Source organism: Pelomonas nitida (assembly GCF_043555975.1).
Taxonomy (GTDB): Bacteria; Pseudomonadota; Gammaproteobacteria; order Burkholderiales; family Burkholderiaceae_C; genus Pelomonas; species Pelomonas nitida.
In genome coordinates this window covers 127,962-144,328 of record NZ_JBIGIA010000001.1, presented here as the reverse complement: position 1 = coordinate 144,328, position 16,367 = coordinate 127,962, and the positions used below count along the sequence as shown (strand labels likewise).

Below are 16,367 nucleotides of genomic sequence, written 5' to 3'. Positions count from 1 at the left end.
CTCAGCAGGCGCGCGGGTCGGTCGTGGCAGTCACGGCCGGCTCGCACATGCGGATGGTGCCGCCCGTGCCGATGGCGATGCGCAGCGCGCGGTATTCGCTGCCGGTCACGCTGCTCTGAACATCGATGGTGGCTATGCCACTGCCATTCACCACGCGACCAAACCCGTCGAACAGCACGGTGGATGCCGCAGTGCCTGCCGAGTCCTTGGCCTCGACCGTGGCCTGGGCGCTGCCGCCGCCCGCCGCCTTGAGATCGAGGATGCGTGGCGTGGTGGTGTCACCGATGGCGACACCGCACTTCGTCTGCGGGCTGTCCAGGCTCACCACCCAGGAGGCACCGGCGGCGGACAACGCGCAGCTGTTGTCCATGACCGCGCGGTCGGTCAGCGACACCAGCGAAAACTGCACATTGGTGTTGCGGCGCATGGCTTCGACGCGAGCACGCTGCAGGCCGTTCTGGATGGCGGTGGCGACATTGCGGATCTGCGTGTTGCGCATCCACGCAGTGGCGCTGGGCATGGCCAAGGCGAGCAGCATCGACACCAGGACCACCACGACGATCAGCTCGACCAGCGTGACGCCACGGCCGGCAGGCCGCTTCATGGTGGACGTCAGCTGCATGTTGCGCTCTTCACCAGCCAGCAGGACTGACTCACGGTCGTGCCTTTGAACTTCGTCGTGGCCTGCACGTTGTTCTGGTTGATCGTGAAGATGTGGCCCGCCGCCACCGTGCCGGTCTTGCCCGTGGCGGTCACCGTGTACTCCTGGCCACTGCCGGCCACCGCACACCCGTAGTCGAAGTACTTCGCCCCCGTCGGTGCAAACGTCTTCCAGCTTGGCGCGGCGGTGCCGTCGACGCAGTCCGTCGAGCCGTAGTTGCGGTTGTCCTGGTAGTACTGCTCCATCTTCACGCGGTAGTCGGCCAGCTGCGAGAACGCCTCGGTCAGCGAACCGCGGCGCACGTAGTCGCCATAGGCGGGAATGGCCACGGCTGCCAGGATGGCGACGATGGCCACGGTGATCATCAGTTCGATCAGTGTGAAACCACGTTGCGGGGCAAGGCGCGAGAGTCGGGGCATGGGCGGATCCTGTAGAACGTCGACGGCGCGGCAAGCACCTGCCAGTGCGACTGCAAACGGTTGGAGACGCAGATTCTCGGCACTGGCGAGATGAAATATCGTGCAAACGCCGCAGGCCTGCTGCCCCTCTCGACGGACGCGAACCCGGCCGCGACGAACGGCGCCCAAAGGTAAGCAATTGCTCGGCGGCGCCAGAGTCGACGTGGCAGCTCGCGCGCGCAAAAAAGAAAACGCGGCCACCAGGGCCGCGTGTGATCGAGTGGTAGCGCGAGCGATGCTCGCCTGGCGCCCTAGCGAGGCAGGCTGCTGGCCCCCATCAGGAACTCGTCCACCGCCTTGGCGGCCTGGCGGCCCTCGCGGATGGCCCAGACCACCAGGCTCTGGCCACGGCGCATGTCGCCGGCGGCGAAGACCTTGTCCACATTGGTCTTGTAGGCTGCGGAGCCTTCGGTGCTCACCTTGCCGTTGCCGCGCGCATCCTTGTCGATGCCAAACGCGTCGAGGATGGTGGCGACAGGCGACACGAAGCCCATGGCCAGGAAGGCCAGGTCGGCCTTGAGGATCTGCTCGCTGCCCTCGACTTCGGTCATGCGGCCGCCTTCCCACTTCAGGCGCACGGTCTTGACGCCGGTGAGCTTGCCCTTTTCGCCGATGAATTCCTTGGTGGCAATGGCGAACTCGCGCTCGCAGCCTTCTTCATGGCTGGACGAGGTGCGCAGCTTGATCGGCCAGTAGGGCCAGGTCAGCGGGCGGTCTTCCACTTCGGGAGGCTGGGGCATCAGTTCGAACTGCACGACGCTCTTGGCGCCATGGCGATTGCTGGTGCCCACGCAGTCGGAGCCCGTGTCGCCACCGCCGATGACGATGACGTGCTTGCCGTCGGCACGGATCTGGTTCTTGAGCTTGTCGCCGGCGTTGACCTTGTTCTGCTGCGGCAGGAATTCCATCGCGAAATGCACGCCGGCCAGGTCACGCCCCGGCACGGGCAGGTCGCGCGACTGCTCGGCGCCACCGGTCAGCAGCACGGCGTCGAACTGGGCCTTCAGGTCGTCGGCCGAGATGGTTTCCTTGGCCCAGTTGGTGACCTTGGATCCCTCCGGCAGCGCCGCAACCAGCACGCCGGTGCGGAACTCGACGCCCTCGGCCTTCATCTGCTCGACGCGGCGGTCGATGTGCGACTTCTCCATCTTGAAGTCCGGGATGCCGTAGCGCAGCAGGCCGCCCACGCGGTCGTTCTTCTCGAACACCGTGACGCTGTGCCCTGCGCGCGCGAGTTGCTGCGCCGCCGCCAGACCCGCCGGGCCGCCGCCGACGATGGCAACGGTCTTGCCGGTCTTGTGCTTGGGAGGCTGCGGCTTGACCCAGCCCTCCGCCCAGGCACGGTCGATGATGGCGTGCTCGATGGACTTGATGCCCACCGCGTCGTCATTGACGTTCAGCGTGCAGGCCGCCTCGCAGGGCGCGGGGCAGATGCGGCCGGTGAACTCGGGGAAGTTGTTGGTGCTGTGCAGCACCGTGATCGCGTGCTTCCAGTCTTCAGGGCGGCCCTTGTAGACCAGGTCGTTGAAGTCCGGGATCACGTTGTTGACCGGGCAGCCGTTGTTGCAGAACGGCGTGCCGCAGTCCATGCAGCGGGCACCCTGCTGCTTGGCCTGATCAACGTTCAGCCCGATGACGAATTCCTTGTAGTTCTTGACGCGAGCGGTGACGGGCTCGTAGCCCTCTTCCAGACGCTCGTACTCCAGGAAGCCGGTGACTTTCCCCATGCTTCTTCTCCTTAGACCTTGGCGGCCGCAGGCGCCTTGGCCTGGGCGATGGTGGTGGCGGCTTCCTTGGCGGCGTTCAGCTCACCCAGGGCACGGCGGTATTCGTTCGGGAACACCTTGATGAACTTGGCGCGCGAGTCGGCCCAGTGGTCGAGGATGTCCCGCGCGCGCTGGCTGCCGGTCCAGCGGTGGTGGTCTTCCAGCAGCTTCTTCAGGATGGCCTCGTCGGTCTGCGGCTCGCGGTCCAGGCCGTCCACGCCCTTGGTGCGGTGCCAGATGGCCTTGTCGACACCGGCCTCCTGCTCTTGCGAGGTCTGCAGCTTTTCGAGCGTGACCATGCTGGTGTTGCAGCGCTTGGCGAAGTGGCCGTCCTCGTCGAACACGTAGGCGATGCCGCCGCTCATGCCGGCAGCGAAGTTGCGACCGGTCTTGCCCAGCACGGCCACGGTGCCGCCGGTCATGTACTCGCAGCCGTGGTCGCCCGTGCCTTCGACGACCGCCGTGGCGCCCGACAGGCGCACCGCGAAGCGCTCGCCCGCCACGCCACGGAAGAAGGCCTCACCGCGCGTCGCGCCGATCAGCGCGGTGTTGCCGACGATGATGTTCTTGGTTGCATCGCCGCGGAAGTCGATGCTGGGGCGCACGACGATACGGCCGCCCGACAGCCCCTTGCCGGTGTAGTCGTTGGCGTCACCGATCAGGTAGAACGAGATGCCCTGCGCCAGGAAGGCGCCGAAGCTCTGGCCGCCCGTGCCTTCCATCTGGATGAAGATGGTGTGATCGGGCAGCCCCTCGGGCTTGCGGCGGATGAGTTCACCGGACAGGCGCGCCCCGACCGAGCGGCGCACGTTGGTCACCTCCTGCATGAACTGCACCTTCTCGCCCTTCTCGAAGGCGGGTAGGCACTTCTCGATGAGCTTGACGTCGAGCGCGCGGTCCAGGCCGTGGTCTTGCACGTCGTTGTGGATGCGGGCCACATCGGCCGGCACGTTCGGGCGGTGGAAGATGCGGCCGAACTCCAGGCCCTTGGCCTTCCAGTGCGAGATGGCCTTCCTGGTGTCCAGCCAGTCAGAGCGGCCGATCAGCTCGTCGAACTTGCGCACGCCGAGCTGGGCCATGATCTGGCGCGCCTCTTCAGCGACGAAGAAGAAGTAGTTGACGACGTGCTCGGGGCGGCCGGTGAACTTCTTGCGCAGCACCGGGTCTTGCGTGGCCACACCCACCGGGCAGGTGTTCAGGTGGCACTTGCGCATCATGATGCAGCCCTCGGCCACCAGCGGCGCGGTGGCGAAGCCGAACTCGTCGGCCCCCAGCAGCGCGCCGATGACGACGTCGCGGCCGGTCTTCATCTGGCCGTCGGCCTGCACGCGCACACGGCCGCGCAGGCGGTTGACGACCAGCGTCTGCTGCGTCTCGGCCAGGCCCAGCTCCCACGGCGTCCCGCAGTGCTTGATGGACGACCAGGGCGACGCGCCCGTGCCGCCGTCGTGGCCGGCGATGACGATGTGGTCGGCCTTGCACTTGGCCACACCCGTGGCGATGGTGCCCACGCCCACTTCCGACACCAGCTTGACCGACACGTCGGCCCGCGGGTTGACGTTCTTCAGGTCGTGAATGAGCTGCGCCAGGTCTTCGATGGAATAGATGTCGTGGTGCGGCGGCGGGCTGATGAGGCCCACGCCAGGCACGGAGTGGCGCAGGAAGCCGATGTAGTCGCTCACCTTGCCGCCGGGCAGCTGGCCGCCCTCGCCGGGCTTGGCACCCTGGGCCATCTTGATCTGGATCTGGTCGGCGCTGACCAGGTATTCGGTGGTGACCCCGAAGCGGCCCGACGCGACCTGCTTGATCTTGGAGCGCAGCGAGTCCCCGTCCTTCAGCTCGTAGTCGGCCGCCATGATCTGGTGGCCCAGCACATCGCCGACCTTGCTGCCGCCGACGATCTTGATGCCCTTGAGTTCGTTGCGATAACGGGCCGGGTCCTCGCCGCCTTCGCCCGTGTTGCTTTTGCCGCCGATGCGGTTCATCGCGACGGCCAGGGTCGCATGGGCTTCGGTGGAAATGGAGCCCAGCGACATGGCGCCGGTGGCGAAGCGCTTGACGATCTCGGCGGCCGGCTCGACCTCTTCCAGCGGCACGGCCTTGGCCGGGTCGAACTTGAACTCGAACAGACCGCGCAGCGTCATGTGGCGCTTGCTCTGGTCGTTGATGATCTGCGCGTAGTCCTTGTAGGTCTCGAACTTGCCACTGCGCGCGCTGTGCTGCAGTTTGGCGATGGCGTCGGGCGTCCACATGTGGTCTTCGCCGCGGGTGCGCCAGGCGTACTCGCCGCCAGCGTCCAGCATGGTCTCCAGCAGCGGGTCGTCGCCGAAGGCGGCCTCGTGCATGCGGATGGCCTCTTCGGCCACCTCGAACACGCCGATGCCGCCCACTTGCGTGGCCGTGCCGCGGAAGTACTTCTCGACGAAGTCCGCCTTCAGGCCGATGGCCTCGAAGATCTGCGCGCCGCAGTAGGACATGTAGGTCGAGATGCCCATCTTGGACATGATCTTGGACAGACCCTTGCCCACGGCCTTGATGTAGTTGTAGCGGGCTTGCTCGGCCGTCAGCTTGGCCGGCAGTTCGTCGCCCATGGCCTCCAGCGTTTCGAGCGCCAGGTAGGGGTGAACGGCTTCGGCGCCATAACCGGCCAGCACGGCGAAGTGATGCACCTCGCGCGCCGTGCCGGTCTCGACGACCAGGCCAGCCGTCGTGCGCAGGCCTTCACGCACCAGATGATGGTGAACGGCGGACAGGGCCAGCAGCGCGGGGATGGCCACACGGTCGGCGCTGACGGCGCGGTCCGTGATGATGAGGATGTTGTGGCCCGAGCGGATGGCATCCACCGCCGACGCGCACAGCGAAGCCAGTTGGGCCTCCACGCCTTCACGGCCCCACTCGCGCGGGTAGGTGATGTCCAGCTCGCTGGACTTGAACTTGCCGTGCGTGGGCGCCTCGATGCCGCGCAGCCGCGCCATGTCGTCGAAGTCCAGCACCGGCTGGCTGACTTCCAGCCGCATCGGCGGGTTGACGGCGTTGATGTCCAGCAGGTTGGGCTTGGGGCCGATGAAGCTGTTCAGCGACATCACGATGCTCTCGCGGATCGGATCGATCGGCGGGTTCGTGACCTGGGCAAACAACTGCTTGAAGTAGTTGTAGAGCGGCTTGTTCTTGTTGGACAGCACCGCCAGCGGCGAGTCGTTGCCCATGGAACCGATGCCCTCCTCGCCGTTGGCGGCCATGGGGGCGAGCAGGAACTTGATGTCTTCCTGCGTCGTGCCGAAGGCCTGCTGGCGCTCCAGCAGCGGCGTTGCGAACGCGGGGCGCTGGATCTCCGGAATCTCGATGTCATCGAGCTTGACGCGGACGTTCTCGATCCACTGGCGATAGGGGCGCGCGTTGGCGAACTGGTTCTTCAGCTCCTCGTCATCGACGATGCGGCCCTGCTCCAGGTCGATCAGGAACATCTTGCCGGGCTGCAGCCGCCACTTCTTGACGATCTTGCTCTCCGGAATGGGCAGCACGCCCGACTCGGAGGCCATGACGACCAAGTCGTCGTCGGTGATGCAGTAACGGGCCGGGCGCAGGCCGTTGCGGTCCAGCGCAGCGCAGACCTGGCGGCCATCGGTGAACGCCATGGCGGCGGGGCCGTCCCACGGCTCCATCATCGCGGCGTGGTACTCGTAGAAGGCGCGGCGACGCTCGTCCATGCCTTCGTGCTGCTCCCAGGCCTCCGGGATCATCATCATGGCCGCGTGCGCGAGCGGATAGCCGCTCATCGTCAGCAGTTCGAGGGCGTTGTCGAAGGTGGCCGTGTCGGACTGGTGCTCGAAGCTGATCGGGTAGAGCTTCTTCAGGTCGTCGCCCAGCACGGGCGACTTCATGACGCCCTCACGCGCACGCATCCAGTTGAAGTTGCCCTTGACCGTGTTGATCTCGCCGTTGTGGCAGACCATGCGGTACGGATGAGCCAGCGGCCACTCCGGGAAGGTGTTGGTCGAGAAGCGCTGGTGCACCAGCGCGATGGCCGAGACAACGCGCGGGTCGGCCAGGTCCTGGTAGTACTTGCCGACCTGGTCGGCCAGCAGCAAGCCCTTGTAGATGACCGTGCGGCAGCTCATGCTGGGCACGTAGTACTCGCGGCTGTGCGTCAGCTTGAGCGCCTGAATGGCGCTGGACGCCGTCTTGCGGATGACGTAGAGCTTTCGCTCCAGCGCGTCGGGCACGATGATGTCCGGGCCACGGCCGATGAAGATCTGGCGGATCACCGGCTCTTTTTCGCGCACGGTGGGCGACATCGGCATGTCGCGGTCCACCGGCACGTCGCGCCAGCCGATCAGCACCTGGCCTTCGGCCTTGATGGCGCGAGCGAGTTCCTGCTCGCAGGCCAGGCGCGACGCATGCTCCTTGGGCAGGAAGATCATGCCGACACCGTATTCGCCGGGCGGCGGCAGGCTGATGCCCTGGCGCGCCATCTCCTCGCGATAGAACTCGTCCGGAATCTGGATCAGGATGCCGGCACCGTCGCCCATGAGCTTGTCGGCACCCACGGCGCCACGGTGGTCCAGGTTCTCGAGAATCTTCAAGCCCTGCTGGACGATGTTGTGCGCCTTCTGGCCCTTGATATGAGCCACGAAACCCAGGCCGCAAGCGTCCTTCTCATTCGCCGGCCGGTACAGCCCGTGCGCGGCAAGGTCTTGGATTTCGGACTGAATCTGCGCAGCATGGCTCATGGCGGCCTCCTTGGATCACGACAGAGGCGAAGCGTAATGCAGCACGAATTGAATCGCAACGCAATTAAAATGGGGTCAGATTCGCATTTTCAATACACTGATCAACAAGCAAATTAAATTGGGGCCATAGTCAAGGTGCTGCCGACGGATCTTCGGCTTTGCGCGGCCGGCCACGCGGCCGGCGCACGACCACTGCCTCATGATCCTGCGCCAGGGGCTTCAAAAACGCGTCGCTCGCGACGGGCCTCCCGCGCAGCACGGCTTCGGTGAATTGCCGCTGTTCCGATGAAGCGACACCCTGTGACAGGAATTCGCGGTAGGCATGCTCCCGCTCGAACGGTGTGTTGCCGAGTTGCCAGTACATCTCGTGCTCCGTGACGAGCACATTGCGCGCCAGCCCAAGGTGATGTGCCGCGCTGGACCACGGCCATTGCGCCGGCTCGACGCACAAGGCTGCGCGGACGGGGTTCAACTCGATGTAGCGCATGCAGGCCAGCAGATGACGCTCTCCCTCGATCACACCCGCTCGAAAGCGCCCTTCCCAGAGCGTGCCTGTCCGCCCGTGCCGCGCATTGAACCAACCGACATAGCGGCGCCCCAGCGACTGCATCATGCGGCTCAACGCGTCCGCGCTGGGAGGCGTCAGCAAGAGGTGCAGATGGTTATCCATCAGCACATAGGCGTGCAGTGCCACCCGGTACTGCGCGACTGCCTCGCCCAATGTCGCGAGCAGATGCTCCCGATCGTGATCACTGAAAAAGATCGCCTGGCGGTTGTTGCCCCGCAGGATCACGTGGTGAGGGTGACCGGGCAGGATCAGTCGCGGTAGTCGGGCCATGCTTGTCCTTGATGCTCCCATCGGGAGATGGGTTCAGCATAGTCGACTCCGACCCCAATTTCAGAACAACATCTTCCCCGTCAAACGGCGGTGCTCGCGAATCGCGAAGCGGTCGGTCATGCCGGCGATGTAGTCCGCACAAGCGCGCTCCCGATCCGAGCGCCCAGCGAAGTCCGCCGGCAACTGCGTGGCGTCTGCTGCGTAGGCCTCAAAGATGTCGCGCAGCACCTCCTCTGCACGCCCGCGAGTCGCCTGCACCTGGGGATGGCGGTAGAGGTTGGCAAACAAAAATCGCTTTAGCGCCGTGCTGCGGGCGCGCATGTCGGCACTGAAGCGAAGCAGTGGCTTGTCCATGCCGCGCACGGCTCGCACATCGACAGGCGCGGCATCGTCGAGCGCCGCACGCGTGGTGTCGATGATGTCGTACACCTGCGCCGACAGCATTCGCCGAATGGTCTCGAACAGCAGGCGCTTGCCGCTCAGCTGCGGGTAGGCGGCCAACGCGTCGCGCCAGTGCTCGCGAACAAGATCCACCTCCAGCAATTGCTCCAGCTCGATGAGACCCGAGCGCACACCGTCGTCCACGTCATGCGCGTTGTAGGCCACCTCGTCAGCCAGATTGCAAAGCTGCGCCTCCAGGCTGGGCTGCCCGCCGTGCAGGAAACGGGTTGCGATGCCGCCAGGCTCCGACGCCTCGATCAACTCGGCATTGCGCCTCGAGCAGTGCTTGAGGATGCCTTCCCGGGTCTCGAAGCACAGGTTCAGGCCATCGAATGCGGCATAACGCTGCTCCAGGCTATCGACAACACGCAGCGACTGCAGGTTGTGCTCAAAGCCACCGTGATCGCGCATGCAGTCGTCCAGCACATCCTGCCCCGCGTGCCCGAATGGCGTATGGCCCAGGTCGTGGGCCAGCGCCACCGCCTCCACCAGATCCTCGTCCAGCCCCAGGCTGCGCCCAATGGAGCGCCCCAGCTGCGCGACTTCCAGTGAATGGGTCAACCGCGTTCGGAACAGGTCGCCCTCGTGATTCAGGAAGACCTGGGTTTTGTAGACCAGCCGCCGGAAGGCAGTGCTGTGAATGATGCGATCCCGGTCTCGCTGGAACTCGCTGCGCGTGGGCGCTGCGGGTTCGGCAAGGCGCCGACCGCGGCTGCGTGCGGAGTCCGCCGCGTAAGCCGGCCGCACCGTTGACGCCATCAGGCGGCTCCGTGGGCCTGAAGCACCTCGGCGATGACGGCATCGGGCACGGCATGCAAGCCGGCCCGCCCCACCGCTTCGAGCAGCACAAACCGGATGGCACCCGCCTCGGCCTTCTTGTCCACCCGCATCAGCTGCAGATAGCGATCGACGCCCAGTTGTGGCGGCCGCAGCGGCAGCCCGGCCCGCTCGATCAACGCGCGCAGCCGCAACACCGCGTCCGCCGGCACCAGCCCGAGCCGGTGCGACAAGTCTGCCGCGAGCACCATGCCGCAAGCGACCGCTTCGCCATGCAGCCAGGCCCCGTAACCCAGCCCGGCCTCGATGGCGTGGCCGAAGGTGTGACCGAAGTTCAGGATAGCGCGCAGGCCCTGCTCGCGCTCATCCTGGCCAACGACCAGCGCCTTGATCTCGCAACTGCGCCGAACGGCATGCGCCAGCACGCCCTTGTCGCGAGCCAGCAGTGCGTCGAGATTGGCGTCGATCCAATCCAGGAACAACGCATCGGCAATGGGCCCGTACTTGATGACCTCTGCAAGCCCGGCCCGCAATTCGCGGTCAGGCAGCGTATCGAGCGTGTCGAGATCGGCGATGACTCGCTCGGGCTGATAGAACGCGCCCAGCATGTTCTTGCCCAGCGGATGGTTGATGGCCGTCTTGCCGCCCACGGACGAATCGACTTGGGCCAGCAACGTCGTCGGCACCTGCACAAAGGGCACGCCACGCATGTAGATGGCCGCCGCGAAGCCCGTCATGTCCCCGATGACACCGCCACCCAGGGCGAACAGCACCGTCTTGCGGTCCATCGCCGCCCCCAGCAGGTGGTCGCAGATGCGGTTCAGGCTCTCCCAGCCCTTGTGCTGCTCGCCATCCGGCAGCACCACCAAATCCACACGCCCATAGACCTGCTGCAAGCGCTCGCGTAGCCGCCCGGCGTACAGCGGTGCCACCGTCTCGTTGCTGACGATGACCGCAGCTGCCGCCCGGGGTAGGCCATGCCAGGCATCGGAGCTGTCCAGCAGCCCCGCGCCGATTCGGATTTCGTAGCGTCGGTCGCCGGGCAGCTGGATGTGAACGGTGTCAGAAACTGGCATGCATCGAGTGTACGGGCCGCCCTGCCGCAGGCTCTGCGCTTGCCGCCCTCACTGCGGCTCGGCGCCGACGGTAGCCACCACCCGAGCCGGGTCCAGCAACCCTGCCAGCTCAAGCTGCATCAACGCCATGTTGACCAGCGCATGCACTGACGGCCTCGCGCTTTCCAGCACGAAATGGGCACAGCGGCGATACAGCGGGTCGCGCTGCTGATGCAGTTCGCGCAGCTTCGCGAGCGGATCCTTCACCTGCAACAGTGGCCGGGTCGTGTCATGACGAAGGCGGCGAAAGAGGTCTTCGGGCGTCGAACGCAGGTAAAGCACCGTCGCCCCCTCGTGAAGCATTTGCCGGTTGCGCTCACGCAGCACCGCGCCGCCTCCCGTCGCCAACACGCAATCACCTGGGCGCGCGATCAGCTCAGCGATCGTTTCAGTCTCGAGATCGCGAAAAGCTTCTTCGCCCTGCTGTTCGAAAAACTGCTTGATCGACCCACCGATGCGCTGCTCGATTTCGTGGTCTGAATCGACAAAAGGCACGCCAATCTGGCGTGCCAATTGTTTCCCGACGGTGGATTTCCCACCGCCGGGCATGCCGACAAGGGCGATGGGTTTCACTCAGTCACTTCGGATAAGTGACTTCTATCAGCCAAGGTTGCTTGACGCCATGCGGCGTTGTCCAACTCAAGGTCACCTCTGCAGTACCTTGCCCCGTCCCTGCGGCATTGCAGCCAAGGCTCGCATTCGTTGCATTGATTTCAAACGCAACCGCCGTTGGCGCCAAGTCCAATGCATCCATGACTGGATTGCCACTCTTGATCGTGGCTACGAGATCGCCAGTAGACGTCGAGTCCACAGCGACAACCGTACCAGCAGCCATTGCATACCCCGTGCTGTCCTGCAATCGTGCTTCGAACGTTTGCTTGCACGAAGTCATCGCAACTTTCGTGAGCATGTCAGCTGTGGTCTTCGAGATCAGCGACGAGTTTGCCGGTACCGGCATGTGCATGGACAGACTGCGTTGCAACACCGTTGATGTCCCCGCACCGATCGTAGCAACGACGGTTGCCAAGCCAGTTCCTCGAGGCTCTTGAACGCGGAAGTCGACCGAGCACATCCCGTTAACCGTCGTGCAACCGCCCATCGTGGAGGCCGCAACAGCTCCGTAATCGGTCTGAAAACTCACCGCCACGCCATCAGGCACCGGATTGCCAAACTGATCTCGCACATAAGCTGTGATCTTCGTGGCGTCGCCGGCCAACGCGCCGTCCAAGTTGTACTTGGCTGCTGCAATCTCAAAGCCCGGACTGACAGGCGCGCCGTTGCTGATCAGCAGTGCGTCTGACTGAACGGCCACGTTCGTGGATGAAGCTGCCGTCGCAACCACCACCATAGATCCTGCTGAAAACCCCGAAAGCACCGCCGTCGTGACTCGCCCGCTCGAATCGCTCACGGCCGACGCGGGACTGAACGTGGCACCGGCCGCCTCCTGCAGATTTGCCGTGAAATTCACGGCCGCACCGGCAATTGGCGCACCCTTGGAGTCAAGCACCTTGAAAGCCAGAATCGCCGCTTCCGCACGACCACTTCCTCCGGCACCCTTGATTGCAATGGCTTGCCCAGATGTGCTGCTGCCAACAAAAGCAATTGTTGCCGACGTGGGAGTCGTGGCCGCCGCCGCTCCCACCGAGATTGCCTGACTCGCAGTAACCGATGTACCGGAAACGGTTGCAGTCGCCGTCACCGTTGTGGACCCGATGCTGGTGCTCGCCTTGGCACCCACATCCAGCGTCGCCTTACCGTCCGCGTCGGTCAACGCGGTGCCAGCCGCTGGCTGAAACGCCAGCAACCCAGCCGAGCCTTCGACAAACGTAACCACCACACCCGCCACTGGCGAGCCGCTGCTGCTGGTCAACCGAGCCACAGCCTTGACGGTTTCAACGCTGGTGATCTGGGTGACGGCCGTGCCGGCACGCTCGATTTGGACCGTCAAAGAGTACTTGGCCGAGGACCCACCGGACCCAGAGCCCGAACTGGAACCGGGACCAAGCAGCGGGGTTCCAGCGCTACCGCCGCCACCACCGCATGCCGCCACAGCCAGCGCGAACGCACCAGCCAGCAAATGCCTCGCAGCGCGCCAATGCCAACCTCCCAAGTTCATCATTGAACGGACTCCCAACGCCAAGCAGAACTCAACGTGTCAATTTCAAATCGTATCAACGCACCACCGAACGCTCGCTGACGACCTTCGGCGTCAGGAAGATCAGCAGTTCGGTTTTCGCCGACGTACGGGTTTTGTTCTTGAACAGATTGCCGAGGTAGGGAATGTCACCCAGCACCGGCACCTTGTTGACTGCCTCGCCCTCATCCTGCGTATAGATACCGCCGATGACCACGGTGCCACCGTTTTCAACCAACACCTGCGTCTGCGCATGCTTGGTGTTAATGGCGTAGCCTTGCGACGTCAGCGTGCCACGGCTGTCTTTGTTGACGTCCACATTCAGGATGACGCTGCCTTCCGGCGTGATTTGTGGCGTCACCTCGAGCTTCAAATTGGCTTTTCGGAACGCGATGGAAGTCGCACCGCTTGAGGTCGCCACCTGGTAGGGCAGTTCCTCACCCTGTTCGATGATGGCCTTGACCTGGTCCGCCGTGATGATGCGGGGGCTGGAAACCACCTTGCCCTTACCCTCGGACTCCAAGGCCGACAGCTCGAGATTCAGGAATCGGTTGGCCGTCGCACTGAAGAGCGACAAAGCCACCGTCGCTGCATTGGCGCCACTGAAGCTGTCCGATGAGGTATTCGCAGCCAGATTGACGAACTGGGTATTGGCATAGTCCGCAGCAACGCCCTGGTTGGTTTGAGAACCCACACCGTTGTAATTGCCGCCAACCGTCACGTAGTTGTTGCCACCCACGCTGTAACCCGGGATGCCGCCCTGAGCCCCACGCAAATCGTTGACACCAAGCTTCACACCGAGCGCACGACCGAACTTGTCGTTCGCCTCAACGATGCGCGCCTCGATCAGAACCTGCCTGACAGGCACGTCGATTTTGGTGATCATGGCCTGGATTTCCTCGAGCTTGCTCGGGATGTCCGACACGAAGAGCTGGTTCGTCCGTGATTCCGAAATCACACTGCCGCGCGGCGACAAGATGCGCATGCCGGCATTCGAGCCGCTTCCACTGCTACTGCTACTGCTGCCCGATCCACCACTTGTTCCGATGCTCTGGCCGCTGATGCCCTTGGCGACTTCTTCAGCCTTCACGTAATTGAGTTGGAAGGACTGGGTGCGCACCGGCTCCAACTGGGCGATCGCCGCCTTGGCTTCGAGATCAAGCTTTTCCTTCGCGGCCAGTTCATCCTTGGGCGCGATCCACAGCACGTTGCCGGACTTCTTCAAGCCCAGCCCCTTGGCCTGCATGATGATGTCCAGCGCCTGATCCCAGGGCACGTCCTTCAGACGCAGCGTGACAGTGCCGGTCACCGTATCGCTGGTGACGACGTTGAAGTTCGTGAAGTCGGCGATGACCTGCAGCAGCGCACGAACTTCAATGTTCTGGAAGTTCAGCGACAACTTGTCACCTGCATATCCAGGCCCTTGCGTCAGCTTGTTCGGGTCCACCTTTTGCGGGCGAACTTCCAGCACGAACTGGTTGTCACTCTGGTAGGCGCTGTGCTCCCAGTTGCCCTTGGGCTCGACGACCATGCGCACACGGTCACCGCTTTGCGACGTCGTGACCGACTGCACAGGCGTGCCGAAGTCAGTGACATCGATCTTGCGGCGCAAATTTTCCGGCAGGCTGGAGCGCAGGAATTCGACGATCAGCCCCTGGCCCTGCTGCTGGATGTCCACACCCACCTGGTTGCTGGGCAGGTTGACGATGACACGCCCAGCGCCGTCGGCACCACGGCGGAAGTCGATGTCACGCAGCGCTTGCGGCGCCGTGTTCAAGCTTTGCGCAAAGTGCACCGGCTCGCCGCCAGCGGCCTGAGCAGCCGGCGCAGCACTGCCAAGCACGAGAACAAGCGCACTGCCATCAAGTTTCGCGGTGTAGCTCGACGCCTGGCGCAGGTTCAGCACGACGCGCGAACGATCGCCGGTCTGAGCCACGTTGGCAGAGCGCAAATTGCCCTGGTTGATGTCGACCGAATTGCGACCAAGGCTGTTGATGACGCCCGGCAGATCGATCGCAATGCGCGGCGGCGTCTGAATCGTGAAGCCTGTCGGCACGGCGGCCAGAGGCTCATTCAATTCGATACGCACGACATCGACACCGGCCTGCTGGCTGGTGTTGATCGCCCGGATCTGGGCCTGCGCCCAGGCCGATGGCGCGCTCATCAGCGCGACGGCCACTCCCAACAACCAGCTACGGCCCATCGACTTATTCTCCTGGAATGACTTCATCGTCCCTTCTCCTGCAGCTGGAGGGTACTGGCGCGTTCGACATATTCGCCCGCAGCATCCTGGACGATCTCTCGCAACGTGATCTCGGTTTCCGTGATCTTGGTGATGCTGCCGAAGTTCTGGCCGAGGTGCTCCCCGACCTTGACGTGATAGAGCAGGTTGTCTACGCGCAGCAGCGCGTAGCGCTTGCCATCCCGCGTCAGGCTACCCACCATGAGCATGGCGTCGAGCGGATAAGCCTCAAGCGGCTCCTTGCGTCGCTTGAGCTCGGCGGTCAGCAGCGAATTCGGCTGAGCTGCGTCTTGGCGAATGCCCGCCGACAGCTTTTGGGGGTTGAACGGGTCCACCGTGTCGGCCCCCTCGTACGGCTGCGGCAGGAACTTTTTGGGGGGCAACAAGGGCTTGACCGACGGCTTGGCCTCCCGGCGCTGCTGCTCCATCCACTGGCGGAGATCGTCCGAATCGCCGCTGCAACCCACCAACGTGGACAGCAACGCGATGCAAATCAGCGACTGCCTCATTTCTTGCCCCCTGCAGCGGCCTTGGCCGCAGCTGCAGCCCTCTTCTGCTCGGCCACTTCGGTCGGATCGAGATAGCGATACGTGCGCGCCGTCGCTTCCATGCTCAACAGGCCGCTGTTCGGCGTCGTGGGCGCCACGACGTTGAGGTTGTGCAACGTGACGATGCGAGACAGGTTGGAAACGTCTGCCGCGAACGAGCCAATGTCGTGATAGCGACCGGAAACGCGGACCGCGATCGGCAGCTCCGCGTAGTAGTCCTTGAGCACGATCTGCCCCGGTCGGAACAGTTCAAACTGCAAACCACGGCCCACACCGGCGCTGCTGATGTCAGACAAGAGCTGGTCAATCTCGGCCTTGCCGGGCAACTGCTTCTCGAGCTGAATGACGTATTCCTCGACCTGGCTCTTCTGCTTGCGCAGTTCAGGCAGGTTGACGGCTTGGGCCAGCTTGCTGCGGAACTCCTCGCGCAGCTGAGGTTCACGGGCGCGCTCCGCCTCGAGTGCAGCCTGAACGTCGGCCAGCCAGAAGAAATAGCCCGCGCCGACGACTGCCGCGACGACGGCCAGCGCCGTCGCGAGTTTCGGCGCGATGGGCCATTGGCCGGGCTCCTTAGGATTGAGGCCCTGGAACTGGGCGGCAAGGTCCGCGAACCAGGCGTTGAGGTCGAACTTGCGCATGGAAGATGTGGCCATGTCG

General features: G+C 64.2%; 12 protein-coding genes. All 12 read right to left on the bottom strand.

What is annotated here, in order from left to right; translation table 11 throughout:
* Position 1: 1 nt before the first annotated feature.
* Positions 2-622, bottom strand: coding sequence for a GspH/FimT family pseudopilin (locus ACG00X_RS00615; protein ID WP_394485913.1), 621 nt, complete (start codon positions 620-622; stop codon positions 2-4).
* The gene (locus tag ACG00X_RS00610; protein WP_394485911.1) at positions 613-1,080 is read right to left on the bottom strand and encodes a type IV pilin protein; all 468 of its coding nucleotides are present in this window, start codon (positions 1,078-1,080) and stop codon (positions 613-615) included. The genes ACG00X_RS00615 and ACG00X_RS00610 overlap by 10 nt, the downstream gene beginning before the upstream one ends.
* Positions 1,081-1,370: 290 nt before the next feature.
* On the bottom strand, positions 1,371-2,846 hold the full coding sequence (locus ACG00X_RS00605; protein WP_394485908.1) for a glutamate synthase subunit beta: 1,476 nt from the start codon (positions 2,844-2,846) through the stop codon (positions 1,371-1,373).
* 11 nt (positions 2,847-2,857) lie between these two features.
* Positions 2,858-7,615 (bottom strand): glutamate synthase-related protein, encoded by a 4,758-nt coding sequence (locus tag ACG00X_RS00600; RefSeq protein WP_394485906.1) that lies wholly within the window; start codon positions 7,613-7,615, stop codon positions 2,858-2,860.
* 130 nt (positions 7,616-7,745) lie between these two features.
* Positions 7,746-8,453 carry an REP-associated tyrosine transposase gene (locus ACG00X_RS00595; protein WP_394485905.1) on the bottom strand — a complete coding sequence of 236 codons (708 nt, stop codon included), beginning with the start codon at positions 8,451-8,453 and terminating at the stop codon, positions 7,746-7,748.
* Between the two features lie 60 nt (positions 8,454-8,513).
* Entirely contained in the window at positions 8,514-9,653 is a 1,140-nt protein-coding gene (locus ACG00X_RS00590; RefSeq protein WP_394485903.1) for a deoxyguanosinetriphosphate triphosphohydrolase, read from the bottom strand.
* Positions 9,653-10,747 carry a 3-dehydroquinate synthase gene (gene aroB, locus ACG00X_RS00585; RefSeq protein ID WP_394485901.1) on the bottom strand — a complete coding sequence of 365 codons (1,095 nt, stop codon included), beginning with the start codon at positions 10,745-10,747 and terminating at the stop codon, positions 9,653-9,655. Before aroB ends, ACG00X_RS00590 begins: the two co-directional genes overlap by 1 nt.
* A 48-nt stretch (positions 10,748-10,795) precedes the next feature.
* On the bottom strand, positions 10,796-11,359 hold the full coding sequence (locus tag ACG00X_RS00580; RefSeq protein ID WP_394485899.1) for a shikimate kinase: 564 nt from the start codon (positions 11,357-11,359) through the stop codon (positions 10,796-10,798).
* Between the two features lie 4 nt (positions 11,360-11,363).
* A complete protein-coding gene (locus ACG00X_RS00575; protein ID WP_394485897.1) occupies positions 11,364-12,734 on the bottom strand; it encodes an Ig-like domain-containing protein in 1,371 nt (456 codons plus the stop codon).
* A gap of 223 nt (positions 12,735-12,957) precedes the next feature.
* Positions 12,958-15,150 carry a type IV pilus secretin PilQ gene (locus tag ACG00X_RS00570; RefSeq protein WP_394485895.1) on the bottom strand — a complete coding sequence of 731 codons (2,193 nt, stop codon included), beginning with the start codon at positions 15,148-15,150 and terminating at the stop codon, positions 12,958-12,960.
* On the bottom strand, positions 15,147-15,671 hold the full coding sequence (locus ACG00X_RS00565) for a pilus assembly protein PilP (RefSeq protein ID WP_394485893.1): 525 nt from the start codon (positions 15,669-15,671) through the stop codon (positions 15,147-15,149). The genes ACG00X_RS00570 and ACG00X_RS00565 overlap by 4 nt, the downstream gene beginning before the upstream one ends.
* Positions 15,668-16,363, bottom strand: coding sequence for a type IV pilus inner membrane component PilO (locus ACG00X_RS00560; RefSeq protein ID WP_394485891.1), 696 nt, complete (start codon positions 16,361-16,363; stop codon positions 15,668-15,670). Before ACG00X_RS00560 ends, ACG00X_RS00565 begins: the two co-directional genes overlap by 4 nt.
* Between the last annotated feature and the right edge of the window lie 4 nt (positions 16,364-16,367).